This is a genomic window from Bacillus sp. ILBB4 (genome assembly GCF_035064545.1).
Taxonomy (GTDB): Bacteria; Bacillota; Bacilli; order Bacillales; family Bacillaceae_H; genus Priestia.
This window is the reverse complement of the sequence record NZ_JAIQVD010000004.1, coordinates 315,286-341,076: the sequence shown is the minus strand read 5'-3', so window position 1 is coordinate 341,076 and position 25,791 is coordinate 315,286. Positions and strand designations below refer to the sequence as shown.

General features: G+C 37.1%; 28 protein-coding genes. 23 read left to right on the top strand and 5 right to left on the bottom strand.

Annotated elements, in window-relative coordinates; all coding sequences use genetic code 11:
- The first annotated feature begins 221 nt into the window (after positions 1-221).
- The 3 genes from LAV82_RS18845 to LAV82_RS18835 are packed head-to-tail and all read left to right on the top strand — an operon-like array spanning position 222 to position 4,074.
- The gene (locus LAV82_RS18845) at positions 222-2,756 is read left to right on the top strand and encodes an AAA domain-containing protein (protein WP_499716708.1); all 2,535 of its coding nucleotides are present in this window, start codon (positions 222-224) and stop codon (positions 2,754-2,756) included.
- Positions 2,750-3,457 carry a cobalamin B12-binding domain-containing protein gene (locus tag LAV82_RS18840; protein WP_499716841.1) on the top strand — a complete coding sequence of 236 codons (708 nt, stop codon included), beginning with the start codon at positions 2,750-2,752 and terminating at the stop codon, positions 3,455-3,457. The genes LAV82_RS18845 and LAV82_RS18840 overlap by 7 nt, the downstream gene beginning before the upstream one ends.
- Positions 3,454-4,074, top strand: a complete 621-nt coding sequence (locus tag LAV82_RS18835) for a hypothetical protein (protein ID WP_499716707.1) — start codon at positions 3,454-3,456, stop codon at positions 4,072-4,074. The genes LAV82_RS18840 and LAV82_RS18835 overlap by 4 nt, the downstream gene beginning before the upstream one ends.
- Here the strand turns inward: LAV82_RS18835 and LAV82_RS18830 are convergent.
- Complete coding sequence (locus LAV82_RS18830) at positions 4,071-7,631, bottom strand: CheR family methyltransferase (RefSeq protein WP_499716706.1); 3,561 nt, start codon at positions 7,629-7,631, stop codon at positions 4,071-4,073. The genes LAV82_RS18835 and LAV82_RS18830 overlap by 4 nt on opposite strands.
- 450 nt (positions 7,632-8,081) lie before the next feature.
- Between LAV82_RS18830 and proC the strand changes: the two genes are divergently transcribed.
- From proC to LAV82_RS18805, 5 genes are all read left to right on the top strand, one after another.
- On the top strand, positions 8,082-8,924 hold the full coding sequence (proC, locus tag LAV82_RS18825) for a pyrroline-5-carboxylate reductase (protein ID WP_211078678.1): 843 nt from the start codon (positions 8,082-8,084) through the stop codon (positions 8,922-8,924).
- 87 nt (positions 8,925-9,011) lie between these two features.
- On the top strand, positions 9,012-10,118 hold the full coding sequence (proB, locus tag LAV82_RS18820; protein WP_013056988.1) for a glutamate 5-kinase: 1,107 nt from the start codon (positions 9,012-9,014) through the stop codon (positions 10,116-10,118).
- Positions 10,119-10,232: 114 nt separating this feature from the next.
- On the top strand, positions 10,233-11,495 hold the full coding sequence (locus LAV82_RS18815; protein ID WP_499716705.1) for a glutamate-5-semialdehyde dehydrogenase: 1,263 nt from the start codon (positions 10,233-10,235) through the stop codon (positions 11,493-11,495).
- Between the two features lie 355 nt (positions 11,496-11,850).
- Positions 11,851-12,048 (top strand): cold-shock protein, encoded by a 198-nt coding sequence (locus LAV82_RS18810; RefSeq protein WP_013056990.1) that lies wholly within the window; start codon positions 11,851-11,853, stop codon positions 12,046-12,048.
- A gap of 38 nt (positions 12,049-12,086) precedes the next feature.
- Positions 12,087-12,449, top strand: a complete 363-nt coding sequence (locus tag LAV82_RS18805; RefSeq protein ID WP_013056991.1) for a VOC family protein — start codon at positions 12,087-12,089, stop codon at positions 12,447-12,449.
- A 22-nt stretch (positions 12,450-12,471) separates the two neighbouring features.
- On the opposite strand, the gene LAV82_RS18800 is transcribed toward LAV82_RS18805, so the two are convergent.
- Entirely contained in the window at positions 12,472-13,077 is a 606-nt protein-coding gene (locus LAV82_RS18800) for an RraA family protein (protein ID WP_499716704.1), read from the bottom strand.
- 405 nt (positions 13,078-13,482) lie between these two features.
- On the opposite strand from LAV82_RS18800, the gene LAV82_RS18795 reads away from it, so the two are divergent.
- Positions 13,483-13,938 (top strand): hypothetical protein, encoded by a 456-nt coding sequence (locus tag LAV82_RS18795; protein ID WP_013056993.1) that lies wholly within the window; start codon positions 13,483-13,485, stop codon positions 13,936-13,938.
- A complete protein-coding gene (locus LAV82_RS18790) occupies positions 13,926-14,225 on the top strand; it encodes a YxcD family protein (RefSeq protein ID WP_013056994.1) in 300 nt (99 codons plus the stop codon). Before LAV82_RS18795 ends, LAV82_RS18790 begins: the two co-directional genes overlap by 13 nt.
- 44 nt (positions 14,226-14,269) lie before the next feature.
- On the opposite strand, the gene LAV82_RS18785 is transcribed toward LAV82_RS18790, so the two are convergent.
- Positions 14,270-16,441, bottom strand: coding sequence for an MMPL family transporter (locus LAV82_RS18785; RefSeq protein ID WP_499716703.1), 2,172 nt, complete (start codon positions 16,439-16,441; stop codon positions 14,270-14,272).
- A gap of 206 nt (positions 16,442-16,647) precedes the next feature.
- Here LAV82_RS18785 and LAV82_RS18780 point away from each other — a divergent pair, with 206 nt between their 5' ends.
- From LAV82_RS18780 to LAV82_RS18770, 3 genes are all read left to right on the top strand, one after another.
- Complete coding sequence (locus LAV82_RS18780; protein WP_499716702.1) at positions 16,648-17,508, top strand: dimethylarginine dimethylaminohydrolase family protein; 861 nt, start codon at positions 16,648-16,650, stop codon at positions 17,506-17,508.
- Positions 17,509-17,635: 127 nt separating this feature from the next.
- Positions 17,636-17,839: an alpha/beta-type small acid-soluble spore protein gene (locus LAV82_RS18775; protein ID WP_499716701.1), complete on the top strand. Its 204-nt coding sequence runs from the start codon at positions 17,636-17,638 to the stop codon at positions 17,837-17,839.
- Positions 17,840-18,028: 189 nt separating this feature from the next.
- Positions 18,029-18,877 (top strand): YihY/virulence factor BrkB family protein, encoded by an 849-nt coding sequence (locus tag LAV82_RS18770; RefSeq protein WP_499716700.1) that lies wholly within the window; start codon positions 18,029-18,031, stop codon positions 18,875-18,877.
- 33 nt (positions 18,878-18,910) lie between these two features.
- Here the strand turns inward: LAV82_RS18770 and LAV82_RS18765 are convergent, their stop codons facing one another.
- The gene (locus LAV82_RS18765) at positions 18,911-19,186 is read right to left on the bottom strand and encodes a hypothetical protein (RefSeq protein WP_025752355.1); all 276 of its coding nucleotides are present in this window, start codon (positions 19,184-19,186) and stop codon (positions 18,911-18,913) included.
- A gap of 200 nt (positions 19,187-19,386) precedes the next feature.
- Here LAV82_RS18765 and lipP1 point away from each other — a divergent pair, with 200 nt between their 5' ends.
- From lipP1 to LAV82_RS18745, 4 genes are all read left to right on the top strand, one after another.
- Positions 19,387-20,319, top strand: a complete 933-nt coding sequence (gene lipP1 / locus LAV82_RS18760) for a LipP1 family hormone-sensitive lipase (protein ID WP_499716699.1) — start codon at positions 19,387-19,389, stop codon at positions 20,317-20,319.
- Between the two features lie 378 nt (positions 20,320-20,697).
- Positions 20,698-20,988: a site-specific integrase gene (locus LAV82_RS18755; RefSeq protein ID WP_041816556.1), complete on the top strand. Its 291-nt coding sequence runs from the start codon at positions 20,698-20,700 to the stop codon at positions 20,986-20,988.
- A 38-nt stretch (positions 20,989-21,026) separates the two neighbouring features.
- Positions 21,027-21,479: a tyrosine-type recombinase/integrase gene (locus LAV82_RS18750; protein ID WP_063671553.1), complete on the top strand. Its 453-nt coding sequence runs from the start codon at positions 21,027-21,029 to the stop codon at positions 21,477-21,479.
- A 65-nt stretch (positions 21,480-21,544) separates the two neighbouring features.
- Positions 21,545-21,793 (top strand): hypothetical protein, encoded by a 249-nt coding sequence (locus tag LAV82_RS18745; RefSeq protein WP_211078670.1) that lies wholly within the window; start codon positions 21,545-21,547, stop codon positions 21,791-21,793.
- Positions 21,794-21,866: 73 nt separating this feature from the next.
- On the opposite strand, the gene LAV82_RS18740 is transcribed toward LAV82_RS18745, so the two are convergent.
- The gene (locus tag LAV82_RS18740; protein ID WP_211078669.1) at positions 21,867-22,364 is read right to left on the bottom strand and encodes a hypothetical protein; all 498 of its coding nucleotides are present in this window, start codon (positions 22,362-22,364) and stop codon (positions 21,867-21,869) included.
- A 145-nt stretch (positions 22,365-22,509) separates the two neighbouring features.
- On the opposite strand from LAV82_RS18740, the gene LAV82_RS18735 reads away from it, so the two are divergent.
- The 6 genes from LAV82_RS18735 (at position 22,510) to LAV82_RS18710 (ending at position 25,665) form a co-directional block, all read left to right on the top strand.
- The gene (locus tag LAV82_RS18735) at positions 22,510-22,698 is read left to right on the top strand and encodes a hypothetical protein (RefSeq protein WP_064471667.1); all 189 of its coding nucleotides are present in this window, start codon (positions 22,510-22,512) and stop codon (positions 22,696-22,698) included.
- 80 nt (positions 22,699-22,778) lie between these two features.
- Positions 22,779-23,021 carry a hypothetical protein gene (locus LAV82_RS18730; RefSeq protein WP_211078668.1) on the top strand — a complete coding sequence of 81 codons (243 nt, stop codon included), beginning with the start codon at positions 22,779-22,781 and terminating at the stop codon, positions 23,019-23,021.
- A gap of 866 nt (positions 23,022-23,887) precedes the next feature.
- Positions 23,888-24,133, top strand: coding sequence for a hypothetical protein (locus LAV82_RS18725; RefSeq protein ID WP_055991187.1), 246 nt, complete (start codon positions 23,888-23,890; stop codon positions 24,131-24,133).
- Between the two features lie 5 nt (positions 24,134-24,138).
- A complete protein-coding gene (locus LAV82_RS18720; protein ID WP_499716698.1) occupies positions 24,139-24,525 on the top strand; it encodes a hypothetical protein in 387 nt (128 codons plus the stop codon).
- A gap of 273 nt (positions 24,526-24,798) precedes the next feature.
- Positions 24,799-25,011, top strand: coding sequence for an HNH endonuclease (locus tag LAV82_RS18715; protein ID WP_499716840.1), 213 nt, complete (start codon positions 24,799-24,801; stop codon positions 25,009-25,011).
- A gap of 486 nt (positions 25,012-25,497) precedes the next feature.
- Positions 25,498-25,665: a hypothetical protein gene (locus tag LAV82_RS18710; RefSeq protein WP_211078666.1), complete on the top strand. Its 168-nt coding sequence runs from the start codon at positions 25,498-25,500 to the stop codon at positions 25,663-25,665.
- The last annotated feature ends 126 nt before the right edge of the window (positions 25,666-25,791 follow it).

Below are 25,791 nucleotides of genomic sequence, written 5' to 3'. Positions count from 1 at the left end.
TTTATATTACAAGTTTGTAACAATACGTCTAAAGATATAGAAAAAACGCGTTTTTTTTACGATTATGATGAAAAAAGTCTTAATACGTCTATAGAGATAGAATAGTAAAAAAGTTATTCTACTTTTATAAAAATGAAAAGGAAAGAAGCTATGCTATATTCAAATGACATGATAGAATAGACAAGTTAGAAATGAACGGATAAAAAGGGAGTTAGACATCTATGGAAAAACGCTCTATCTCTTCATATTTAAAAGCATGGGTGCGCGCACTTTCAATTGAGATTAATTATATGAAGAAACACGGCGGAGAAAAGTATACGGTAGGAAAAGGAGAGTACTTAGGGCAGCAGGAGGATGCGTATCTTTACCGGTTTGAACGCACAGCCGATTTATACCTTTTTGATGGAGCTCAGGTACGTCTTATCCACCAGCATAAAGAAAGTAAAGGAGAAGTTATCGGAACAGAAGGATTTGATTTGTACCTTAAAATAGATGCATTTATTGGACAAGAAGTAGACGAACTCGATATATATAACGAACCATGGGAATTATTGCAGGCTCTCATTGATAGACTCACGGAAGCAAAAGATTACAAGCAAAAAATAGTAAGAATCAAACGTCTTATGAGAGGTGATAGTCCTGTTCGTCATAAGGAGTATACGTCTAAGAACCCTCTTCATGAAGTGTTGCTGCGAGCGCGTTATAACCGTACTACGTATATTTGGGGTCCTCCTGGAACTGGAAAAACATATACGCTGTCCAAAATCGCGGCAAGCTATTACCGGAAATCAAAGCGGATTCTTTTATTATCTCACAGTAATGCAGCGGTGGACGGTTTGCTGCAAGAAACTGCGCGTCAGTTAAAAAAGAAAGAAGCTTGGAAAAAAGGAAAACTCATTCGATACGGAGCAACAAAAAGCAGCGGCTTAGAAAATATAAAAGTAGAAGAAGTCATTGGAGAAGATGATCCGGATTTAGCTCAGGAGATGCGTGAGCTACAAGAAGAACGAGTTTACTTAAGCAGGTATCCCAATAGAGCTCACCAGCTTCAGCAAGTTAACAAAAAGCTAAACGCCCTTCGTAACAAGTGGATTGAAGCGGAGAAAAATGTTTTTGATCAAGCGTATATTGTAGGCACTACTTTATCAAAAGCGGCTATTGACCGATTACTTTATCAAAGTGAATTTGATATGGTTGTGGTAGATGAAATTAGCATGGCATATGCACCGCAAATGGCTTTTGCAGCTACGTTAGGAAAACGAATTGTCGTATGCGGCGATTTTAAACAGCTTCCCCCGGTATCTCAATCTTCTCATGCTGAAGTGAAGAATTGGCTGCAGCGAGATTTATTTGAGCAGACGGGTCTTGTAGAGCAAGTAGAAAGCGGTGAGATACACCCGCATCTTTTTATGCTGACGAAGCAAAGAAGAATGCATAAAGATATCTCAGCTTTTACAAATCGCTATATTTACAGCAATCGAGTAGCAGATCATCCATCTGTCACAACAAGTCGAGAAGTGGTAGCAGGCAGCCGGCCGTTTGCTCATGAAGCAGCGTTTATGCTTAACATTGGTCATTTGCATTCTTCCGCTATGCGAGATGTCGCTTCCGGCTCACGTTACAATGTGATAACGGCTGTTTTGGCGGTAAGTTTGATGCTGCGGGCACGCAAAGCTTCTTCGGCTACTCTTGGCTATGTAACTCCTTATAAGTCTCAAGCTAAATTGATCAACGCATTTCTTCAAGATATTGAACCAGCTAGCGATATAATTGCAGCAACCGTACACAAATTTCAAGGCGCGGAACGAGATATCATGATTTTTGATACGGTCGATACAAAGCCGCAGTCAAAACCAGGGTTACTTTTAACAAATGAAAATAGCGATCGATTGGTAAATGTGGCGGTGACGCGTTCAAAAGGAAAATTTATTATGCTTTCAGACGAGTCGTTTGCACAGCAGCATGTGCCAAAGGAGCGAGCGTTATGGAAGTTGGTCAACCACTTTAACGAAAATCAAAAAGTATATCAACCTCAGCAATTTTTAAAAGAAGTCATTCAGCATCCTAAATTGATTTGGTACCATCCATCGAACAGCAGTCAGTTAAAAAAAGACTTATATCAAGCTCGGCAGCAGATTTTGTTGTGTATTCCTTATGCTTCCCTTGTTCCTCAAGAAATACGGGATGTGTTACATTCGTTTAAAGGTGAAGTGACCGTTCTTACTCGTGAACCAACAGAAGTTCGAATTGACGGTGCTCATGTCATTTCATCTGCTGTTCCGATGTCACTGCTTATCATCGATGAATCCACTATATGGATCAATATGCCTTATGGCGGAAAGAATGAAGCATTTATGGCAGCTAGAATTGAATCAAAGCTAGGCGCTAAACAGCTTATTCGGTCAATTGACTTTACCGAAGATAAAACAAGAAATCAAGAAACGAAAATGTATATAGAAACAAATCAACCACAATATTCTTTGAACAATTACCTTCGCAGCTGGGATCGCTGTGAATCTTGTCAGCATATGCGAGAAGTAGAGATAACAAAAAAAGGAAAAGTAAGGTTTATTTGCTATTATTGCGGGAAAACAAGTGGGGCAACACGTTTATTAGTGGAAAAATATTTAAACTACGTACATGCTGTATGTAAAGCATGCAAGCAGCCAATGAACGTAGAGTATGATGAAAATAAAGGCGTCTACGCATGTTGTCCATCGTGCAAAAAGGAAGTTTTGCCTAGAGATTTATTGTAACTTTAGGAAAAGGGCGTGACCTTATCGTTTATTCTCGTAATATAGCGGCTTTAGCTGATTGTTTGCTAGAAGGAAACGTTCAAAAAAGCTGGCTGCTCATTGCTATATATATAGAAGAAGGCCATTCTTCAACTGACGTATACACGTTTCTGACAGAAGCAATGTACGAGATAGGGAAAAGGTGGCAAGAAAATAAAATTTCAGTCGCGGACGAGCATCTGGCTACTGCAGCCTGTGACTATGTGTTAACTCGCTTTCAGCAGTCACAGCATCAATTGCTTCAGCGCCATCGAGCACTTCTTTTTTGCATTGAAGGAGAAGAGCATTACTTAGGTATTAAAATGATTGCAGGACTTATGAGAGAACAGGGATGGGAAGTTAAAAATTTAGGAGCAAACTTGCCGCTGCGGTTTGCTCTAAAAAGCATTGAAAGATGGGACCCTGATGTAGTGTGCTTATCTGTCTCACAAGTGCATTTGCTGCCTGATTTACAAAAATACATTGCTGAGATTGAAAACATGCCGCAAAGTCCTCTTGTATTAGTAGGCAGCAGGCTTCTCAACAAGCACGATTTGTCGGCTTCAGGATCTTCAAGAACCATATTCATTAATCATATTCAAGCTTTTAAAGACTGGCTTCTAATCAACAATAAAGAAAGTTCGACGCAAGATAAAATGTTAGCAATGGGGGAAGAAATATGATCAGTTTGCCGATTCAACACATTCCGGTTCCAATGTTTTTACTCAATAAAGACAACGAAATAATTGAATTTACACCAAGCGTCACGAAAAATTTCCCGCCTGTTCAGAACTTTTTAGATCTAGTTGATGAAGACAGCCAAGAAAAAGTAAAAAGAGCACTCCAGGGAAAGGAAGAAGTACAAATCGAAGTAAATATGCCCACGTTTTCTAACCCGGTTGCTCTTTTTGATTTTCATTTTAAGCCTGAAGCCTATCATTCGCTGCACGCTGTTTTCTGCTATCCTATTCATGAGCATATGACGAGTGTTCAATCAACTCTTCAACAGTTTCGCTCTATGCTTATGCAAGACTCATCACAAGTGAACCAAGATTTTTCAGTCAGGGAAACAGATGTAGAAACGGCGAAAAAAATGCAGCTAGTTGATCTTCAGCGTCATTTTCGAGAAATGAAGACAAATGTGCTAACCATTCAAGACCTCCTAAGTATTATCCGCTCTGACGTAATTGAAGCAGGAAAAGGAGAATATATTGAATTGGTCTCTACACATTTGTTTGACATCCAAGATGTAATTAATCAGGAGCTTGAATGTTTAAGGCAGAAGAACAAAGTACATTAAGAAAGCGGCAATCGGATTTCTACCGTTGTTCCTTTTCCTTCTTCACTATCATACGAAATGCTTCCTTTATGATTACTAATGATTTTGTGACTCACCATCAATCCTAATCCTGTTCCTTTTTCTTTTGTTGTATAGAAAGGCTCGCTAATTCGTGTTAATCGATCTTTCGGCATGCCTTTTCCTTCATCTATCACTTGGACCACTACTTGATTTGTATCTGGATCAAATTTAGATACCACCAGAATAGACCCGGGGTCATCCATCGCTTCAATAGAATTTTTCACCATGTTGATAAATACTTGTTTCATATCTTTTTCAATACAATGAACAACAGGTAATTTTTCTTCAAAATCTGTTGAAATAGTAATGTTTTTAAGAATGGCCTGTGTATGCAGCAGCGTACATACGTCTTGAAGAATTAAATTTATCTGTTTATTTTCATATTTTACGACTTCGGGTTTGGCTAGAATGAGCAGTTCGCTAATGATCAGTTCTAAGCGGTTAAACTCGGACATCATGACATCCATATATTCTTTTTTATACGTTTCTTCTTGCATCATAAGCTGTAAAAAGCCCTTTAATGATGTAAGAGGGTTTCGTATTTCATGGGCAATGCCAGCAGCCAGCTGTCCAAGTGCTGACAGCATCTCTGAATTTTTGAGCATCATTTCCGACTGTTTGCGCTGTGAAATGTCTTCGCTTAACCCAATGTAATGGATGATTTCATCCTGATCATTTTTAACAGGCATTAAGGCTAACTGTTCCCAAACGGTTTCTCCGCCTTCTTGAACGTAGGAAATTTCTCCGTTCCATTTTTCTCCTCTGTATACTTCATTCCAAATCTTAGGGAATCTTTTAACCCCCAGCTTTTTTGTATATAAGTCATAAAGGTGTAAACCAAATACTTCCTGCGGCGCATGCTTTTGTTCCATGAACTTTTGATTAATGTACTTAATTTTACCTTGATGATCGGTAATAAAAATGCCCGTAGGACTGTGAGCAACTGCAAATGATGTAATAGCCAATTCTTCATTTGACCGTTTAATTTCTGTAATATTAATAAACGTAATAACTACACCGTTAATTAAATTCTCATTTGTACGATAAGGCATCATTTTCATGCTGTACCATTGGTTATCGTAGCTTTGAATTTCTTTTTGAAGGGTGTTATTTGTTCTTAAAACGTGCATTGCGTCCTCGATTAGATGGTCATATCTAAAGTTATGCGAAATATGAAAGAAAGGTCTTCCGATATCTTGATGAAGAACGTTGATCACTGTTTTCGTTTCCGGCGTAAATAATTTAATATTCAGCTGCTCGTCTAAAAAGATGGTAGCAATAGTTGTGCTGATTAATAAATTATCAATATCGTTGTTTAAGTCCGTTAATTCTTCAATCTTTCGCTCATACTGGTTGTTAACACTAATTAACTCTTCATTAACAGACTGCAATTCTTCATTTGTGGACTGCAGCTCTTCGTTGGAAGCAATCAGTTCTTCGTTCGTGGACTTTAGCTCCTCATTTGCTGTTTCTAGCTCTTCAATCGTCGTTTGCAAATGCTGCTGCGTATAATGAAGCTCTTGCTCTAAATCTACTACAAGCTCACTAATAGAGCTTGTTTGATTAAGAAACATGGGCTCTCCCTTATCAATAATGGCACTATCTGTCTGTTCATCAAACATAAGTAAGTAAAGAGAGTGATTTGTTGGAAGAGCAGATATCGTAATATTAAAGCGGCGCTGCACGTTGTTTACGACAAACTCAATGTGCTGACAGCATACGCTCATACCTTGCTCTTTTACGCGTTTAATAGCTGCTCCAATGGCTAAAGAGACGTGAACAGGAACCATTTTGAAAATTGTATAATTAATTTCCCCTACAGGAACGTTAATAAGCTGAGTCGCTTCTTTTGAACAAAATATCACTTCGTTGTATTCATTTAATACGAGACAAGGGCTCATAAAGTAATCAATCATTGACTGATACATCTCATCTAATTTAAGCGAAGGAAGAGGCTTATAAAGTTGACTTGGCAGCGGCACGCTAGAAAAATCACCTTCATGCAAGTTGGATTTTGAAAGATTAAAAGCTCCCGTAATTTGTCGGCTGGGCTGTCCGGAACGCTTAAATATTTTCCACTTACTGTTGATAGGGCGGAACAAATCAGACAAGTTTCCCGTTGTTTCGCTAGGGCCTAAAAAAAGTACGCCTTCTTCTGTCAAAGAAAAATGAAAAAGAGACAGAATGCGCTGCTGCAGTTCAGCTTGGAAGTAAATCATCATATTTCGACAGCTAATTAAATCAACGTTTACAAAAGGCGAGTCTTTTCCTATATTATGGGGGGCAAAAACAATCATTTTGCGGATTGTTTTTTTAACTTGATAACTCCCGTGTTTTGTTTGCTCAAAATATTCATTAATCTGAGCTGCTGAGAAGGAATGAACTTCCGCTTCTTCATAAATACCTTGACTAGCTCTTTTGATTGCATGACGATCGATGTCCGTAGCAAAGATTCGGACATCGAAGTAACGGTTGATTGTTGATAAATAGTCATGAAGCAAAATAGCTAATGTATATGCTTCTTGACCAGTAGAACAACCTGCTACCCAGATGCGGATTTCATCTTCTTGACTATGAATCTTTCTTTCAACTAATTGAGGGATGACTTGTTCTTCAATAATAGAGAATGCTTCTTTATCTCTAAGAAATTGTGTCACTCCAATCAGCAAGTCTCGCTGCAGTTCGACGATTTCTTCGGCTTCTTTACATAAATAGTCCCGGTATTCTTCCATCGTTTGAGAGGGCGGATCGAGTAAAGCCATTCTCTTTTCAAGTCGTCGCAGCACCGTGTTTTTTTTGTACATAGAGAAGTCGATGCCTGTTTTCTTCTTTATTAATGAATAAATGTATTGCAGCGTTTCTTCATTATATGTAAATTCAGTTTGGCTGACATGCGTTTGCACAAGGTCAGGCATATCAGCAGGAGAAAGAATATAATCAGCAAGGTGTGCATCAATAGCGCTTAGGGGCATATCTCTGTACTTTGCTGTGCTTTCATCTTGTACAAGTACAGTTCCGCCATACTCTCGTATCGTTTTTGCTCCTCCTGTTCCATCATTTCCTTTTCCCGATAAAATAATGGCTGTGCACCGGTGTTTTTTTGCAGCAGCCAGAGAATGAAAAAAGGCGTCAATCGGATACTTTACCTGATCATTTTCTTCATAAGGACGAAGGCGAAGAGTATGATCAACAACGGTCACATAATGATGGGGAGGATTTAAATAAATTGTGTCTTCTTGTAAAGTCATCCCGTCTTGTGTCAGTTTGATATTCATTCCTGTTTTTTTTGCTAAAAGTTCTGGCATAAAACTTTTATATTTAGAGGAAAGGTGCTGCACAATAATAAACGCCATTCCATTTGGTGAAGGCATATTAGCGAAAAACTGCTCAATAGCTTCTAACCCTCCGGCAGAAGCGCCAATTCCCACAACGTGTAAATCCTGTTTCTCTATTCCTTCTGAAGACGATGGGACTGTAGAAAACGAGTTGTTCTTCATAATAGAACCTCCAATAATGTTTAGACACTTCGTAGATTGTATGTCGTTTTGTTTATTTTAATGTCGACAGCACAGCGTGGTTTACATCAAAAGTAAATTTTTTTTAAAAAACCAAGATGCTGGTACATAGGTTCATTTTAGCAAACCTATTATATTGTTCAAATAACGTTTTCAAAATTCCTCTATTTTTGCAAAAAAATTTAAAAGTCCAAACTATATAGTATGCCCCGATTTTCTTTATATAAACGTATTTTTATAAAAAAAATCGTTTTTTTTTGCAGAAAAAAATATTTAAAAAAGTTTTGTTTACGCTTACATATGCATAAGGTTATACGCTCAAGGAGGAAAAAAACGGTTAAATCCAACTTGACACTCTTTTTCAGCATGTTACTATAGGAACCGTTGAAAGAAACGAGAACAAAAATACGAACAAATGACAGGGGAGATTTGATGGATCAAAAACAAAAAGTTGCTTTTTTAGGTGCTGGATCAATGGCTGAAGCGATGATTTCCGGTATGGTCAATGCAAAGAAATTACCTGCTGAAAATATTATCGTAACAAATCGAAGCAATGATGCGCGACTGCATGAACTTGAAAATAGATATGGTATCACAGCAGTAAAGCGCAGCGAGCTGAAAACAGATGACATTGATGTTTTTATTCTAGCGATGAAGCCAAAAGGCGCTGAAGAGGCATTAAACGAATTAAAGCCTCAAATCAACAAAGACCAGCTTGTCCTATCTGTTCTTGCAGGGATTTCGTCTTCTTACATGGAAGAGTTATTGCATGATGAACAGCAGGTCATTCGAGTGATGCCGAATACATCAAGTATGATTCAGCAATCAGCAACGGCTATATCTCCAGGTCAATATGCTGCAATGGATGCTGTGCTAACAGCAAAAGAGCTGCTTTCTGCAATCGGAAAAGTATACGTGATTGATGAGCCACAAATGGACATTTTCACAGGAATTGCCGGAAGTGGACCCGCTTATTTTTATTTCCTTATGGAGCATATCGAAAAAGCAGCTAAAGAAGAAGGTCTCGATCCTGAGCTAGCACGTGAAATTGGCGCCCAAACCATTTACGGTGCAGCAAGAATGATGATGGAAAGAGATGAAACGCCGACGGAGCTTCGTGAAAATGTGACGTCTCCAAACGGTACAACAGCAGCTGGTTTAGCCGCCTTAGCTAAACACGGCGGCGGAGAAGCAATGATGCAAGCAGTCAAAGGAGCATCAAAGCGTTCAAAAGAAATGAGTGCTCAACTACAAAAAGTGGCAAGTACTAATTAATTCGTCACTTATCTTCTTCGTGAATTCCTCACCACAAAAAAATAATCATAAACAAGAAAACATACAGAACACACTAGGAGTGATTTGATGAGTCCCGACAATAAGAAGCGGGTTGTAATTAAAATTGGAAGTAGTTCATTAACAAGTTCACACGGCGAAATCAGCAGACGGAAGCTCGAGCGCCTTGTGGATCAAGTCGTAGACTTAAAAGATAGCGGTCATGAAGTGCTGTTGGTTTCATCAGGAGCTGTAGCTGCAGGGTACCGCAAGCTTGGCTGCTTAGAGCGACCTAGCTCTTTACCTGAAAAACAAGCAGCTGCCTCAATCGGTCAAGGACTGTTAATGGAAGCTTATTCAGAACTGTTTCTATCACATGGATACGTTGCTTCTCAAATCTTAATTACAAGAGACGATTTTTCAGACGAAAATCGTTACAACAATGCACGAAATACAATTAACGTGCTGTTAGAACGCGGCATTGTGCCAATTGTCAATGAAAACGACACGGTAACCATCAATCGATTAAAATTTGGCGATAATGATACACTTTCAGCTAAAGTTGCTGGACTAGTGGATTCCGACCTGCTTATTATTTTATCGGATATCGATGGCTTATACAGCGCGGACCCTCGCCAGGATCCAAATGCAAAATTAGTTCCTCACGTAGGGGAAATCACGCAAGAAATCGAAGAATCTGCAGGAGATTCAGGAAGTTCAGTTGGAACAGGCGGTATGCGCTCGAAAATTGACGCGTTCAAAATTGCTATGGCCTCAGGAATTCCAGCATTTTTAGGAAGAGCCGGCGTGCCAAACATCTTAACACAAGCGGTTGACGGAGATGCAACAGGAACGTATTTTGAATCTGAAGATGATTCTGCGAACCTTAATCAGAAAAAGCAGTGGATTGCGTTTAACTCTGGTCCTGAAGGGGAAATAGTAGTCGAAGATGCCGCGAAACGTGCAATTATTGAAGATAAAGAGCCTTTACTTCGCGAGCATGTTAAATATATTAAAGGCCACTTTAGTGAACGAGCAGTTGTACGTATTCTAGATAAAGACGAAAATGAGCTGGCTCTTGGCGTGACAAATTATTCATCTGATGAACTTGCACTGAATGAGCCAATTGATCAACCGATTGTAGACAGCGAAGGTCTAGTGTGTCACTTAGAAATTCCAGTACCGGTCGGTTTGTAAGCAAACATGCTGTAAAGAAAAGGAGCCCTTCCTTTTCTTTGCATGATTGCATTTACCTCTTATGCCTCACACTTTAAAATCAAACAAAACTAAAACGAATCCAGGAGTGATTTGGTGTTACAAACAAATGAAAAGTATTCAGTAGAAGAACAAGCTATTTCAGCAAAAAAAGCAGCTAAGAAATTAAGTTTACTAACAACAGAACAAAAAAATGATGCGCTGTTAACGATTGCCTCTACACTTGAAAACAACACGGAGTATATTTTAAAAGCAAATGAAGTAGACTTAAAAAACGGTAAAGAAAAAGGGTTTGACGAAGCGCTGATGGATCGCCTTGCTCTTTCAGCGGAACGTGTAAAAGAATTTGCTAACGGCCTTCGTGAAGTTGCTGAGCTAGACGATCCAACAGGAGATATCTTATCAAGCTGGACATTGGATAACGGTCTAGATGTAAAGCAAGTACGCGTGCCTCTTGGCGTTATCGGAATGATTTATGAAGCACGTCCAAACGTCACGGTAGATGCAACAGGGCTAGCGTTGAAATCTGGAAATGCCATTGTGTTAAAAGGCGGCTCTTCAGCTATTTCATCTAACCAAGCTATCGTGGACATTATTCATAAAGCTCTTGATGAAACGCCAATTCCTAAAGAAGCGGTACAGTTTATTTCAAGTACAGATCGTGCGGCTACGCAAGAATTATTTACAATGAAAGAGCATATTGACGTGCTAATTCCGCGCGGAGGGGCTTCATTGATTCAAGCGGTGGTCAATAACGCAACGGTTCCCGTGTTAGAAACGGGAGTCGGAAACTGCCATATTTATATCGATGAACAAGCTGACGTTAAGAAGGCCATTCCGATTTTGATTAATGCAAAAACAGATCGACCAGCGGTGTGTAACGCAGCAGAAACGGTTCTTGTACACAAGAACTGGCTCGATTCTCATAAAGAAGAATTGATTCAAGCATTCAATGATTATAATATTGAAGTATATGGTGACAAAGCGACAGTAGGTGAAATTCCTGGAGCAAAACCAGCGGCTGAAAAAGACTGGGCTGAAGAGTATTTGCGCTTAGCAATCGCAATGAAAGTAGTAGAGAGTGTGGATGAAGCGATTGACCATATCGAAACATATGGAACAAAACACTCTGAAGCCATCATTTCAGAAGATGAACAAGCCGTTTCACGCTTCATGTCTTTAGTGGATGCAGCCGCACTGTATCATAATGCATCTACGCGTTTTACTGACGGAGGAGCTTTAGGATTTGGAGCTGAAATTGGGATCTCAACTCAAAAGCTTCATGCACGCGGTCCAATGGGACTTCCTGCGCTTACGACAATTAAATATATTATGAGTGGAAACGGACAAACTCGATAAGAAAAAAAGCGAGCCTAATCATGTGCTCGCTTTTTTTATGAAAAGCAAAATAAGTAAATGGAAGCTGATTTGTAAAAAAATATAAACTCTGTTATAATAGTAAAATATATAATTTTTGTGATCTTCATTTTTGTTCTTTTCAGACTATCCCGTTGTTTTAAGAAAAGCAACTGCTATCTGCTTTGTTATAACTTCATTTTTATTTTAGTCTTTCAAGACGCCGTATGTATTCCTCAAAGATTGATTTACGGATGTATAGTATCACTTTATCTTGCACCATTTACCACATTTACACGCTAAGTTAATCTTCATTTATTATCCACTTAAAAAGTACTGTTTAAAGGAGACGATGTGTATGTATAATCGTAAAAATTTAGAGCCGGCTGTTATTGAAGAAACAAAAGTTTGGGAATGTACATCAGATACGTGTAATTGCTGGGTTCGAGATAACTTTAAAAGCGGAGATCAGCCAACTTGTCCAATTTGCAAAAGCGAAATGAAGCAAGCTGTAAAAGAACTGCAGGTTATTCATAATCCTAGAGTCATTGATTAATAACTTTTAGGAAGACGTTTTTTGAAAGGGGTTTGTGGATGTTTCTAGGAATTGATCATGTTCAGCTTCTTGGTCCAGAAGGATGCGAGCAAGAAGCAAGAAATTTTTATGAAAATCTTTTAGGAATGAAAACTGTTCTTAAGCCGGAAAATTTGAGGCACAGAGGCGGCATATGGTTTCAATGTGGAACTCAAGAAGTGCATATCAGTATTCAAGATGACTACATACCTGCTAAAAAAGCGCATCCAGCTTTTGTCGTGGAAGATATCAAGACGCTTAGACGTAAGTTGGCACATTCGGGCTGCGTTCTTTCTGAAGAAGAGCCTATTGCAGGGAGAGAGCGTTTTTTTGTCCACGACCCGTTCGGAAATCGATTAGAATTTTTACAATATGACAAATAAAAGACCTCCAAGCGGAGGTCTTTTATTTTAAGGCGTTATCTAAATACGTATATACCGTTTCTTTGCTAACTAATACTTCATTTTCTCTGTCTTTATCTTTTTGCCACTTTTCCTGTGCTTTTGCTAATACTTCTTCGACTTCCTCCTTTGGAATGACAATGACTCCACCGTCGTCACCTGCAATAAAATCCCCAGGACGGATCTTCACGCCCCCGCAGGAAATGATCTCGTTTACCTTTCCTTTTTCTTCTTTGCTGCTTGCTGCGATCGTAGAGCCCTTACAAAATACAGGGAAATTAAGCTTTTCAATGTCTTCCGGATCTCGTATAACACCATCTAGTACAATACCGCTTATTCCAACAAGCTTCGCCATGGCTACTACGAAATCTCCTGCTAAGGCACGGTTACAGTAGCTTTTTCCATCAATGACGAGCACGCTTCCGGGCTCCGCTAGTCGAATCGCTTCAAGCACTGAGTAATTATTACCAGCAGGCGTATCTACGGTAAGAGCCGGCCCAAATAGTTTGTAATGGCGCTGCAATGGCTTAATAGAAAAGTCTAAGTGGTTTGCACCTTCCATTGCATCTGATAAATTTGCTGTTGATAATGGGAGCTGTTCATTCAACATCGTATCTCTCCTTTTTAACTTTAGTCTATCTATACATATTCATATAAGAGAAAGCTCTTATTTATGAAAGGGCAAGTAGATAACGTGAAGCATTGGCCATCAATTAACTGCAAATGTACAGCGTTAGAAGCTTCCAAAGCCAATTTTTAATGAATTTTATTATATCTTTGAGGCGCTGTTTCTCGTATGGTATTCGTCATATAAGCACCTATATCCTTTAATTAGTAATAAAGGCGAAGGTAGCAAAATACATGCAAACGTTTAATCCTATGAACATTTGATGGAGCTTGAAGCATTTTTATATAAAAAAGTGAAACCTTTTGGTATGATGAAACGTAGGAACATATATGGAAATCATATATGAAAAAACATATGTGACGTTAGTCATTTAGTGGAGGGAAAACAATGGTAAAAAAATTATTGGCCGCATTTATCGCATTAGCGGTTGTGTTTTCACCAGTCGGTGGATCACTTATTCATGACGGTTCAAACGTAGCAAGCGCAAAAGGGTATAAATCAGGAAAGCGCTCTTTTGACAGCGGAAGCAATAACCAATCAAGCTTATTTAAAAACAATAACAGTAATTCAGTTAAGCAAAACAATACGTCTAAAAATTCATCATCTAAGAGTACAGCGGCTAGCTCAAAGCGTGGCGGCTTAATGAAAGGTCTTTTAATGGGAGGAATTGCGGGCTTATTATTCGGAAGCTTACTATCTAGCTTAGGACCATTAGGCCCAATTTTAGGCTTTATGGTAAACATGCTTGTGATTGTAGCTTTAATTCTTCTTGTAGTAAAGTTATTCCAAAGCGTACGTAGCAACAAGCGTAAAAATGAGGAAGTGAAATCTTGGAGACAATAAAAATTTCTGAACAAGATATTATCAATGCGATGTGTTTGTATATCGCGGAAAAAAAACAAGTTCAGCCTCAAGAAGTAGAGATTGAGCTAATGTATGATGATGACTACGGTTTTTCAGCAGAGTCATACGTACATGATCGTAAGCAGGTTCATATTACTTTGAACATTATTGAAGCGCTGCGCTTTTGGCTGGATACGGAAATGAACGTAGACCCATACGCAGCAGGACTAGAACTGGAATTAGACGACGAAGAAGGTATTATCGCTTTTGCTAAATTAAGTCGATAAAGAAATCTTCAATAAAAAGCCCGCTCAAGTGAGCGGGTTTTTTATTAGGATTTTAACTGTTCGTTGGAACTGGACTTATCGACTTTTTTAGTGAAAAACCACCAGTTGGCATCTCCAAGCAATTTCATAAGAGAAGGGACAAGAAGCATTCTGACAATCGTTGCATCGATAAATATAGCTAAAGCAATTCCTACACCCATTTGTTTAACAGGAGTTACGTCTGTAAAAGCAAAGGCTCCTGTAATCACAATCATGATTAAAGCAGCGCTCGTAATGATTTTACTAGTGGAAGCTAAGCCTTCTACGGTTGCCACATTATTATCGCGGGTTTGATGGTACACTTCGTGAATGCGCGAAATTAAAAAGACTTCGTAGTCCATGCTAAGCCCAAATACAAGGCCGAAAACAAAGACTGGCAGTACTAAAGCAATATTAGATTCGGTAAGACCTAAATGTCCATTTTGAAATAGCCATACAAGTAAACCAAACGTAGCTGTTAAGCTTAAAATATTCATAATGATAGCCTTTAAAGGAATGAGTACGGAACGAAAAGCAATCATTAAAATGACATACGTTGAAAATAAAACAAGAGCCAAACCATAGGGAGCTTTTTCATAAATTTCATCGAATATTTCTTGTTCAAATTTTGGATAGCCGCCAATATGAACGGTGAAAGGTGAACGTTTGTCTTTCCATTTTCGAACAAAATCTTTTGCTTGATCTGAATTTTGGTCTGTATCTAGCGTAGCTTTTATGAGCATATAATGTCTGTTAATGAACGAATCTACAGCTGGCTTTGTCTGCGCACTTATCTGCGGGTTTTCCAGCATAGCTTGAAGCTGATCACTCGATTTTACGTTTAAAGCGGTAGAAATAGAATCGACTTGCTTAACTAACGAATCTTCTTTTAATTGTTTTATAAAAGTAAAGGCATTTGTTAAAGGCTTTTCATTCAGCATATCTTGCTTAGCTTCTAGCACAAAATAAACGTCTGCCGTATTTTTATTTATAAACGTATCGTTATATGTGTCAAAAGCTTGACGGGACTCGTATTTTGTTGGGAGCGCTTCTGAAGACGGTATCTCTAGATGCATGTCTCGAACGGGAATAAGTGCTACTAACAAAATGATAAGAGAAACAATCGTCATAGTTACAGGCTTTTTCATGACAAATGTAGCGAATGAACGCCACCTAGACTGACCGCCTTGTTCACTGACTTTTAAGATGCGTAAACGATTAATGCGTGTACCTAATATAGCCAGTATGGAAGGAAGAAGCGTAAGAGCTGAAAACACAGCAATAAAAACAACAGCCATTCCTCCAAGAGCGACGTTTTGGAAAATATCCACTTGAATAAACAGCATTCCCGCTAATCCAATAAATACGCATAATCCTGAGAATATGACCGAGCGTCCCGCTGTTTGAATGGTAATTTTGATTGCTTGTTCTACCGATTTTGTTTGAATTTCTTCTTTAAAGCGATTAATAAATAAAAGGGCAAAGTCAATACTAAGAGCTAATCCAATCATTGGAATCACATTTAAAATAAAGATGGATAGCTCTGTGTACGGATGAAAGAAATAGACAACGCCCATGGTAGTAACAACGGTTACAATTCCTATCATAAGAGGAATTGCAGCGGCTACCACGCCGCCAAAAGCTAGAAGAAGCACAACTAAAGCAACAGGAATGCCAATGGCTTCCGCTTTTGCTAAATCAGCTTGGCTTGCTGTATTCATATCTTTTTCAATAATAGGACCACCGGTTAATTTTACACTAACTTCTTTTTCTTCAGCCGAAAGAGTTCTGATCTTTTCCACTCGTTTATCCATCGTTCCATCATCGTGATTAAAGTGGATAATTCCATACGCTGTGCTTCCTTTTATCATCTTGTTAGAAGCCGTTGGTATGTCAACTTTCGACGCGTCTGATTTGTCCTTTGCCTTTTGCATATACTGAGCGATCGTTTGCTGGAATTTCGAGTCAGAAACTCCGTCTTTTTTTAAAAACAAAACGATAACCTGAGCTTCACTAACATCAAATTTATCAACTAAAAGCTGCTCGGTAACTTTATACATTCCTTTCATTTCAAATCCGTTTCCTCCCAGCACAGAAGGAAGCTTAGCCGCATAAAAGCCAAATCCGACAATTAGGATGATCCATAGTATTAATAAAATTTTCCTGCTCGCATATAATGCGTTCGCTACTTTATTCATATTAACCTCCAATTTTTTGTACAGTTACTAGACTATTTTATACTAACAGTTATTGTAATTAGAAGAAGTATTATGTTTTTTTGTTTTTCTTGCCTGAAAAAGTTTTTATACAGAGAAGCAGGGGTGTTTCCTCAGCAAAATCGTGTTTATGTTTCAGGAGATTTAGGGAACACTGTACATAAATGCACGAAGGGGGATTTAAAAAGATGCAAATGAAACAGCCAGCTAAAATGACGAATAGTTATGGGTGTAAAAATGAGTATGATACATTAAAGCGTGTGATTGTTTGCCCACCTACATATATGAAAATTGAAGAAATTATTAATGAAACACAAAAGCACTATGCGGACGAAAATATTGATGAGAGCTTGGCTTCAAAGCAACACCGTCAATTTGTGGAATGTCTTCAAAAAGAAGGAGTGGAAGTCATCGGGCTATCTGCACAAGAGCCATTTCCAGAACAAGTATTTACGCGGGATATTGGCTATACGCTCGGAGATACCATTATTGTCACGAAAATGGGCAGCGAAATTCGAAGTGGAGAAGAACAAGTGCTAGCAGAGTGGCTGCAGCAGCAAGGTATTCCTTTCCATCAGGTACCGGACCATCCCATTGAAGGTGGAGATGTGCTGATTGATGGACAAGCTATTTTTATTGCGCTCAGCGACCGTACAAGTAGAGAAGGTGTGGAGCATATCCAAGAGCTGCTTCCAACGTATGAGGTTGTTCCGATTCCTATTGACCGATCTTACCTTCATCTTGATTGTGTGTTAAATATTTTATCACCTACAGAAGCGCTCGTATTTTCACCAGCTTTACATGAGAAAGAATTAAATTTACTTCGCATGAAATATGACTTAATTGAAGTAACAGAAGAAGAGCAGTTTACGATGGGAACCAATGTATTATCAATCGGTAATCAGCGGGTTATCAGCCTGCCAATGAATACAGAAGTGAATGAAGAGTTAAGGAAACGAGGCTATGAAGTAATTGAAGTTGATATATCTGAAATTATTAAGTCCGGCGGTTCTTTCCGCTGCTGCACAATACCTCTGGAACGAGTGTAAAAAAGCTTAAAAAGAAAAAAAGATCTCGGCGATAGCCAGGGATCTTTTTTTTGAGGGATGTTGTATAAAATTTCAAGTGAAAGGAACATTAACCTATATAAGCTGTTGAAGGAAAGGAGTGATAAACATGGCAAATCGTAATCCTATTTTAGTTCAAGGTGCTGAACAGCTTCTTGATCAATTAAAAACGGAAATTGCGGGGAGACTTAACGTTCAGCTTGGCGCGGAACAAACGGCTCGCGCAAATGGTTCTGTTGGTGGAGAAATGACGAAGCATCTTGTTGTAATGGCGCAACAGCAATTAAGCGGTGCACAAGGACACATTCGCTAGTCTGCTCTACATAAACACTTTGATGAAAAGTTCTGGCTCTTTTGAGCTGGAACTTTTTTTGTGTAGAAAACATCATTCTACTTTCTCTTGGTCGTTTGAGTGGAGATTTTGCTTGAAATTCTCCACTTTCAAGGTTGAAAAGTGCATAAAATGGGAAAAGAACAAAAAAAGAGAAAGTAGAGGTTTATCATGAAAAAGCTATTATCATTTGGAAAAAGTCTTGGTAAAGAAATTCAAGAAGACCAAGCAACGGGACTAGCGGCTGAGCAAGCCTATTATTATATGCTATCATTATTCCCTATGCTTATTTTACTGATATCGATTGTTCCGTATCTATCTATTAAACCGGAAGAGGCAATCGATCTTCTTCAAAGCGTTATGCCGGGAGAAACGGCTGCAATCTTTAAAGATAACGTAGCTCAATTTGTAAGCCAACCAAACGGCGGGTTACTGACTGTAGGGATTTTAGGAACCATTTGGTCCGCTTCAAATGGTATGAACGCCTTTATCCGTGCAATGAACCAAGCCTACGACGTGAAAGAACAGCGCTCGTTTATTAAAGTAAGAGGTCTGTCCATTCTTTTAACAATTGGATTAATTGTAACAATTGTTGTATCGCTTCTTTTACCAGTGTTCGGAGGAGTTTTGTTAAATTGGATAAGCGAATGGTTTTCTCTCCCTTCAGGTACAACAGTGGTTTTAAATATTCTGCGCTGGATTGTTGGTGTCGGCATTATGGTACTTGTTTTATCCGTATTATACAGATTAGCGCCAAACAAAACATTTCCTTTTGCTCATGTATTGCCCGGGGCACTCGCTGCTACGCTGCTATGGCAGCTAACATCTTTAGGGTTCTCATTTTACGTAAGCAACTTTGGCAATTATTCTGCTACTTATGGAAGCTTAGGAGGCGTGATTGTTCTGATGCTTTGGCTATTTTTAACGGGGTTAATTCTCGTGATTGGAGGAGAGATTAACGCTATTTATCACCGAAACAAAACGGCTGCACCTCCTAAAGATACGTCTCAGGCGATGTAATAAAAAAGGAAACCTTTATAGAGGTTTCCTTTTTCAACGTTTAAAGCTATTAACAAGCTGTTTAAATGAGTTGGCTGTATATTTGACCGAATCTTTTTTGTACTGTACATCGGTTTTAATAGCTGCTTGTGTTACTTTTAAATGATTTGTTTTTTCTTTGATATGATCAGTTTCGTTTTGAAGATGTTGAGAAGTGGCATTTACAGAGTTCACAGTTGGCTTGATTTTTTTATTAAATGATACGCCTGCGTAAATAAGATACGCAAGTGATGCCAAAACAACAGCTAAGCTTATATAAACAATAATCATCAGTGTGCCTCCTTTGTACGTATTTATATTTATATAGGTGAGAATAAAATATATACGAATATCATCCTCTTTATTTAATTGTTATACCCATTTTTAATTAAAACAAACAAAAGCCTGCCGAGAAGACAATATATTGGATTTTTTCTGAAATTTCATTCATCATTACATATAGAGTTACCTTGAAAGGAGAGAGAAGAAGAATGCCGTTAGATCCGCATATTCAAATATTTCTAAATCAATATAATGAAATGCCCCGTCCTTCTTTAGAGGACGTTACACCCCCGCAACTGAGAGAAATGGAAAAGATGTCTTTAACTCCTTCCAAAGAAGCAGTTAAAAAAGTATATAATAAAGACATTGAATTAAATGAACGTACACTCACTATACGAGTGTATGAACCTGAAGGAACAGGGCCATTTCCCGCTCTTGTTTATTATCACGGAGGAGGCTGGGTATTAGGAAGCCTGGATACTCATGACTCTATATGCAGGTCGTATGCAAATGGAGCAAACTGTATTGTGGTGTCTGTTGATTATCGTCTTGCTCCTGAAGATAAATTTCCCGCTGCAGTAAACGATGCCTATGAAGCCTTGGATTGGATTTCAGCTCATGCGTCTCAGTTAAATATCGATTCAAATAAAATTGCCGTCGGTGGGGACAGTGCCGGTGGCAACCTTGCTGCGGTTGTGAGCATTTTAGCAAAAGAAAGACAAGGTCCATCCATTGTTCATCAGCTGCTTATTTATCCGTCTTTAGGATTTAAAAATCAGCACCCTGCTTCTATGAAAGAAAATGCGGAAGGATATTTCCTTTCAAAAGATCTCATGGATTGGTTTCGCCTTCAGTACTTAAATAATAAAGAAGAAGAACAGCATCCTTATAACGCTCCGGTATTACTAGAAGATTTATCGAGTCTACCAAGCGCTACCATTATTACAGCACAGTATGATCCTTTAAGAGATAGCGGAAAAGACTACGCGGACGCATTAAAAAATCACGGTGTCCCCGTCACCTATGAAAATTATGAAACAATGATTCACGGGTTTTTAGGGTTTCATGAATTTGTCCCACTCGCTCAGCAGGCGATCAATAAAAGCGCAGCTCAACTGCGTCAAGTATTTGACGCTATTTAAGGCGCAAAGATATATAGTGTCATAAATTATATGAACTTGGGAGAAGCAGCACATGGATGTGCTGTTTTTCTTTATTAATAGGGAGAAAAGATTGACAATAGTTTCAAAAAATAGCCCATTATCTCTTTTAAAGTCATTTTGTTTGGAGTAAAGTAGAAAAGTAGGATAAAAACATTTATTTACATTAAATAAGGTGATTTTTCGAATGATAAAAAACAAGTAGGTCAGCTGATTACTTTTCAAAAAATACTTAATAAACGTTGATATAATAGGGTTTTTAGAGGGTGAGTAAATAGTCACTAAGACTGAAACTTGCCCATAATAAAAAAACTACCTAAACTGTTAAGGCAACTTCCATATTCAAAGGGGGTTGCCTTTTTGTGTGCAAAGCGAATAAGAAAGGGAGCAAAAGTAGCTCAAATAAATCTTGAAGAAGCTAAAGAGAAAATTATTAAAATTAAAACTTTAGAAGGTATGGCTCAATCCACTTTAAATCAATATAATCTCGTTTTTAATGATTTAATTGCATTCTTTGAAAAAGATACAAGAGTAGATGATATCACTTTAAATGACGCTAGGGATTTTATTAATTGGTTGCTTCACGAAAAATCTGATACAAGTAGTAAATTTAAGCAAGTTGCAAAGAAGGGGGTGAAGCCATCTATGTAAATAACTACCTTCAAAAAGCACGTGCTGCTTTTAATATTTTGAAACGTGAAGAAGTGCTGAAAGAAAATGTCTTTAATGAAATTCGTAATGTAAAGTTCCAAAAACATAAGGTTGAAACATTGACGGTAGATGAAATAAAGCGAATTTTTAATGCCTTTAATAAGAGTTATTATGCTCAATTTAGATCATATGTGCTTTTACATACATTGCTAGACACATTAGGAAGGGTAGATGAAACTTTATATTTGAAGAAACGAGACGTTGATTTCGATAAGCGGTCAGTAACTTTTCAAAATACAAAATCGAAGAAATTTAGATTAGTAGAATTAACTCCAAAAACTATAGGACAACATTCTAGTATGGATGATTTAGCTAGTAAATTTCAGATAAGAGAGATTTGCTTGGATTATGATCATAATGTTGATGACATTGATGAAGTAGAAGATACAGTGGAAGAATTAAGAATTGATTGCAATGTGGAGATTACATAGTTTTAAACGATTTTCCTAGGTATGCCCATAGATAATTAAAAATTACGAAAGGGTTGTGTAGGATAATGCCCTATGAACAAAAGGATTATTATATCAGTGCTAAGCATAATGAGTATTACAAAGCACTAAATGTTGTAGAACACTTAGCAGAAGAGGCTAAGCAAAGGAATAATTCTCCGATGTGGACTGAAACCTTAGAGAAATTAACTAACGAATTAAAAGATAATAATGGAGATAACCTTACTCCATGGCATTTCAATATGATAATATCAATACTTTTAGATTATGTGCCTACTGAAGTAAAAGACAAATGATAACAAGTAAAGAGTCACTCAATTAGAGTGGCTTTTTATTTTGTTTAACAACAAAAATCACCTGTTTTGGTGCTCAGCGAATATGAATAATAGTTTGTTTAGCAAGTTGTTGGCTAGGCATTAGTTCTAGGGCATATGCTACATCTTTTAATTCTGGGTTATTAGGTAAATCATAAGGATCTAGGGACTCAAAATGTAGAATTTGTTCATCTGTTAAAAGGTCAAGCGGGATACATACATCTACAATTGCTCTAATGATAGTTATACCTAGTTTTTTTGCTAAGTATGGTCTATGATTACCTCCATTACCAACGCAAAACTCCCCATTAGGAAATAATGTTAGGTTAATATCCATGTGAGAGGAACCAGTTGTTACATATCCGTGAGTTTCTATTGATTTAAGAAGACGACTTAACTTTTCTTCAGACAAAACGTTGTCATGAGTCAAGCCTTTTATTCTTGAAACCGGCACCAGCAGTGAGCCAACATGATGAGTTAAATAGTTTCTACCATAAATTTCTGTATAGTCATCATAAAATTGCCAGCCTGTATATTCAATCACTGATATCATCTCCTTTAAGATCAATTGCATAAATAATATTAATAATGTTGTTAAATTAGAACATCATAGATACAGTTAATAAAACCAGGGAAGCATCGTTTCAATTCAGGTGCTTTTTAGTATGTTCAAATTTAGAAAGAGTGACTATTAAATAATGACCGATGAACTTTACCAAAAAATATTAGATGGAGAAATTAGTAACGAAGAGTTCTTACGTATCAATGAAGAAGATGATGAACCTTTAACTCATAATCAAAGAATAATGTTGGCTGAGTACTTAATGAGTTTACAAGGATTAACCAAGTATGAAGCTTATCAAATTGCTTTCAAGTGCGTGGAATAAAAATATTCTCATAGTCATATAGCGAGAAGGGTTATTACACTTTTTGTCGAAATTATAGGCAGAAAGTTGGTGATTAGAAAATGAGAATTCAATTAGATTTTAAAGTGCTAAATGTTATAGTAGAAAACGGCATAAAGTCCTACATTGTGCAATGCCTAGGCGAGAATTTCCGACGGGTTATTAAAGCACAATATGACGGGAGTGTATATATACCAGATTACCATCAACAATTTTGGGACATACCAGCTCTAAATCGAACCTTTATTGATATTGAATTAGCTAATTTTATAATAAAAATTGAGAAAAGTGAAAAAATACAGTAAGACTACTTGTATAGATAAGTAGCATTAGTGTGGGAGGAAATCTTTCTAAAAAAGAGATGACACCCCCAATGATTTTATTTTACTATTAATTAGTTAGTCAATGAGCTATGACTATTGTTATAGCTCATTAGAATTTTATTGTTATATAGGAATGGTGTAATGAAGAACCTATTGTAAATTCTAGCAAGTGTAATAGTTTGTGTAGTAATATTCGTAGTAATGGAAGCCTTATTTAGTGGAGATTGGACTCCATATATTGCTTTAACTATATTTGCTGGGGTAATAATTGGATTGCTTTTACGCATTCAAAACAAGCTTACTCAGAAAGGAAAAAACAATTAAAGTTGTTGTTTTTTACAATGAGCTTACGCATTCAACATTTTAATACTTAACGTTAAGTCGCTCTAAAAATTAGAGTGGCTTTTTATTTTGTTCGAGTAATAAAAAGTTGTTGAAAACGATGATTCACAATAAAAGAAAAGCTTTCATATTTTAATGAAGGCTTTTTTACAAATTGAAACAAAGTAGGTGATTAAATGTTTTATTCTAATTTCTATACGCCTTTTAACTATACTTTCTACCCCTATTTTATGCCTTCCTTTGGACGTCCTACTGGATATGTACTGAATTCTAGTGGTGAGGTTGACAGTTGGTGGGGGAATTATCCATTGGGGTATCCTGCTAAGGCTCCAAAACTTGGGGGTGGAGGACAGTCGCCTATTTCGGGACCTGCCATACCTTTCAGTTTCAGGAGTTATTATTGAAGTAATAAGCATAAGGATACTGATTCATCAGTGTCCTTTTTTATTAAAAACAGATGATTTGTCATTCTTTGTCGAACTAGTAGGTGAAGAGGTGATACACATATGCTTAAATTTAAAGTTGTTTTTGAATTTATAAACGGCAGAACAAAGGAATTAAAATTTGAAGCCACATCAAAGAAAGAAGTCATTAGTCATATAACAAAACATGAAAAATTTGTTTCGAATGAAAAAGAGCTAGTGCATATCAATTTAAATAATGTGGTGCAGTTTATGGTTACAGAAGAAAAAAATAATAATAAGGTAAGAATAAATAACTTTTTGTCGAATAGAATAGACAAAAGGTGGTAATAGATATGGTCGATAAAAATTGGATTAATGCTTATGTTTCTAAAATTTCAGGAAAACATTTCGAACTGGTACTGATTCAAGATATTATTGATTCTTTCATTGAGATGTTAAATGTAAAGCTAAATGATAATCAACAGCCTAAAGTCAATTTTAATAAAGAGGAAAATGAAATTTCATTTCCAGACTGTTTAGTTTCTTTTAAAATCCAAGGATCTGTATTGAGCTTGAGGAAAGTTTTAAAATCTAACTATCAGGTTGCTGGTGGAATTAAAGTTTTTGATACGGGTTTATCTTATCATTTGAAATCTGGCGCAGAGTTGATTGAAGAGGTTGAAACTATATCTGAAGCATTAGATAGGGCGCTAAGTTATTTACTTTTAGAGCTGAAATAAAAGTTAATATTTTTATAAGTTTAAGCTGCTCAAATTGGGTGGCTTTTTATTATGTCTAAATTACATAAATTGAAATATGTGCTAAATAATAAAAGGAACAGGAAGGGTGGTTAAAACACAGCGTGCCTCGCAAGAGTCCTAAGATATGTAACACGGAGGAATGAATGTAGAGAATTAACTTATGATACATATTGTGATAAGTGTAGGGAAGATGCTCATCGAGAGTATAAAGAACAGCGAGTAGATAAGAAAGAACAAGCCTTTTATTCTAGTATTTCATGGATTAAATTACGCAATAGGAAGAAGAGGTTAAACCCTTTATGCGAGGTCTGTCTTGAAGAAGGCAGGCTTACTCCTGTTGAAATAGTCCATCACCTTATAGAAGTGAAAGAGGATTGGAGTAAACGTTTATCAATAGACAATCTACAATCAGTATGTAAAGCACATCATCGTAAGAACTGGAAGCATCATCTGCTAAACTTTTAACTTCAAAACTACAATAGTTGAGTCTAAAAGCTTCTTTTAATAAATGAGCTTTAGCTCTACTATCATCTGTATAATCATTGTACGGACTGTACAACTGACCAAACCCTACCTAAACCATAACTTCTTGACCTAGTGGTCTTCCGCCACACCGTTCTTCAAAAGTAAGCTGTCGGTTAGATAAAATACGAGATAAACCTTCAGTGTCTCACTTTGAGGATCATTCCAAATTTCGTTCCATAGGCGACTAGCAGTTTGATAATATTGTAGTACGTGAGAGTTATTTTCTAAAAGTGCATCTACGGTAAAGAATATAATTAAATTTCCTCCTTCTGGATGTATAGTTCTTTTTCAGTATACATAAAAATAATATAGGTAAAAAGAAATTTATTTTAAGTTAGGGAAAGAAATTTGAAGCAAAAACAAATGAAATAATAACAAAAAAATCCTTTTTTATGATAATATGTACTTATTAAGGGGCTGTTTGTTGTGGAAGAGCAATTGAAATCAAAGGAAATTAACATAGAAGTTAAACTTGAGCTTCTAAAGATATGTAATAACGTAATGAATAATACTCGCACCCCTAATGAATTAATCAAGGACTTAGAAAAATTAGGTAGTCGAATTAATTTATCAATTCAAGGTGATATTTTATAAAGGTTAAGTGGGTTAGGTGTGACGTCAATATAATTAGAAGAATTTTTCTTGGAATTTTTTTCTTATTTCTATTGATAAAAAAACTATCTAAATGTACAATAGGCTTACAATATTATAACGGAACGT

Excerpts from the sequence above, each read along its gene's own strand:
- LAV82_RS18725 (WP_055991187.1), top strand. The coding sequence starts at position 23,888 with ATGCTTAAATTTAAAGTTGTTTTTGAATTTATAAACGGCAGAACAAAG.
- LAV82_RS18765 (WP_025752355.1), bottom strand. The coding sequence starts at position 19,186 with ATGATTATTGTTTATATAAGCTTAGCTGTTGTTTTGGCATCACTTGCG.
- proB (WP_013056988.1), top strand. The coding sequence starts at position 9,012 with ATGAGTCCCGACAATAAGAAGCGGGTTGTAATTAAAATTGGAAGTAGT.
- LAV82_RS18740 (WP_211078669.1), bottom strand. The coding sequence starts at position 22,364 with ATGATATCAGTGATTGAATATACAGGCTGGCAATTTTATGATGACTAT.
- LAV82_RS18720 (WP_499716698.1), top strand. The coding sequence starts at position 24,139 with ATGGTCGATAAAAATTGGATTAATGCTTATGTTTCTAAAATTTCAGGA.
- LAV82_RS18735 (WP_064471667.1), top strand. The coding sequence starts at position 22,510 with ATGACCGATGAACTTTACCAAAAAATATTAGATGGAGAAATTAGTAAC.
- LAV82_RS18745 (WP_211078670.1), top strand. The coding sequence starts at position 21,545 with ATGCCCTATGAACAAAAGGATTATTATATCAGTGCTAAGCATAATGAG.
- LAV82_RS18785 (WP_499716703.1), bottom strand. The coding sequence starts at position 16,441 with ATGAATAAAGTAGCGAACGCATTATATGCGAGCAGGAAAATTTTATTA.
- LAV82_RS18835 (WP_499716707.1), top strand. The coding sequence starts at position 3,454 with ATGATCAGTTTGCCGATTCAACACATTCCGGTTCCAATGTTTTTACTC.
- LAV82_RS18845 (WP_499716708.1), top strand. The coding sequence starts at position 222 with ATGGAAAAACGCTCTATCTCTTCATATTTAAAAGCATGGGTGCGCGCA.
- LAV82_RS18795 (WP_013056993.1), top strand. The coding sequence starts at position 13,483 with ATGGTAAAAAAATTATTGGCCGCATTTATCGCATTAGCGGTTGTGTTT.
- lipP1 (WP_499716699.1), top strand. The coding sequence starts at position 19,387 with ATGCCGTTAGATCCGCATATTCAAATATTTCTAAATCAATATAATGAA.
- LAV82_RS18830 (WP_499716706.1), bottom strand. The coding sequence starts at position 7,631 with ATGAAGAACAACTCGTTTTCTACAGTCCCATCGTCTTCAGAAGGAATA.
- LAV82_RS18780 (WP_499716702.1), top strand. The coding sequence starts at position 16,648 with ATGCAAATGAAACAGCCAGCTAAAATGACGAATAGTTATGGGTGTAAA.
- LAV82_RS18800 (WP_499716704.1), bottom strand. The coding sequence starts at position 13,077 with ATGTTGAATGAACAGCTCCCATTATCAACAGCAAATTTATCAGATGCA.
- LAV82_RS18775 (WP_499716701.1), top strand. The coding sequence starts at position 17,636 with ATGGCAAATCGTAATCCTATTTTAGTTCAAGGTGCTGAACAGCTTCTT.
- LAV82_RS18770 (WP_499716700.1), top strand. The coding sequence starts at position 18,029 with ATGAAAAAGCTATTATCATTTGGAAAAAGTCTTGGTAAAGAAATTCAA.
- LAV82_RS18805 (WP_013056991.1), top strand. The coding sequence starts at position 12,087 with ATGTTTCTAGGAATTGATCATGTTCAGCTTCTTGGTCCAGAAGGATGC.
- LAV82_RS18730 (WP_211078668.1), top strand. The coding sequence starts at position 22,779 with ATGAGAATTCAATTAGATTTTAAAGTGCTAAATGTTATAGTAGAAAAC.
- proC (WP_211078678.1), top strand. The coding sequence starts at position 8,082 with ATGGATCAAAAACAAAAAGTTGCTTTTTTAGGTGCTGGATCAATGGCT.
- LAV82_RS18810 (WP_013056990.1), top strand. The coding sequence starts at position 11,851 with ATGTATAATCGTAAAAATTTAGAGCCGGCTGTTATTGAAGAAACAAAA.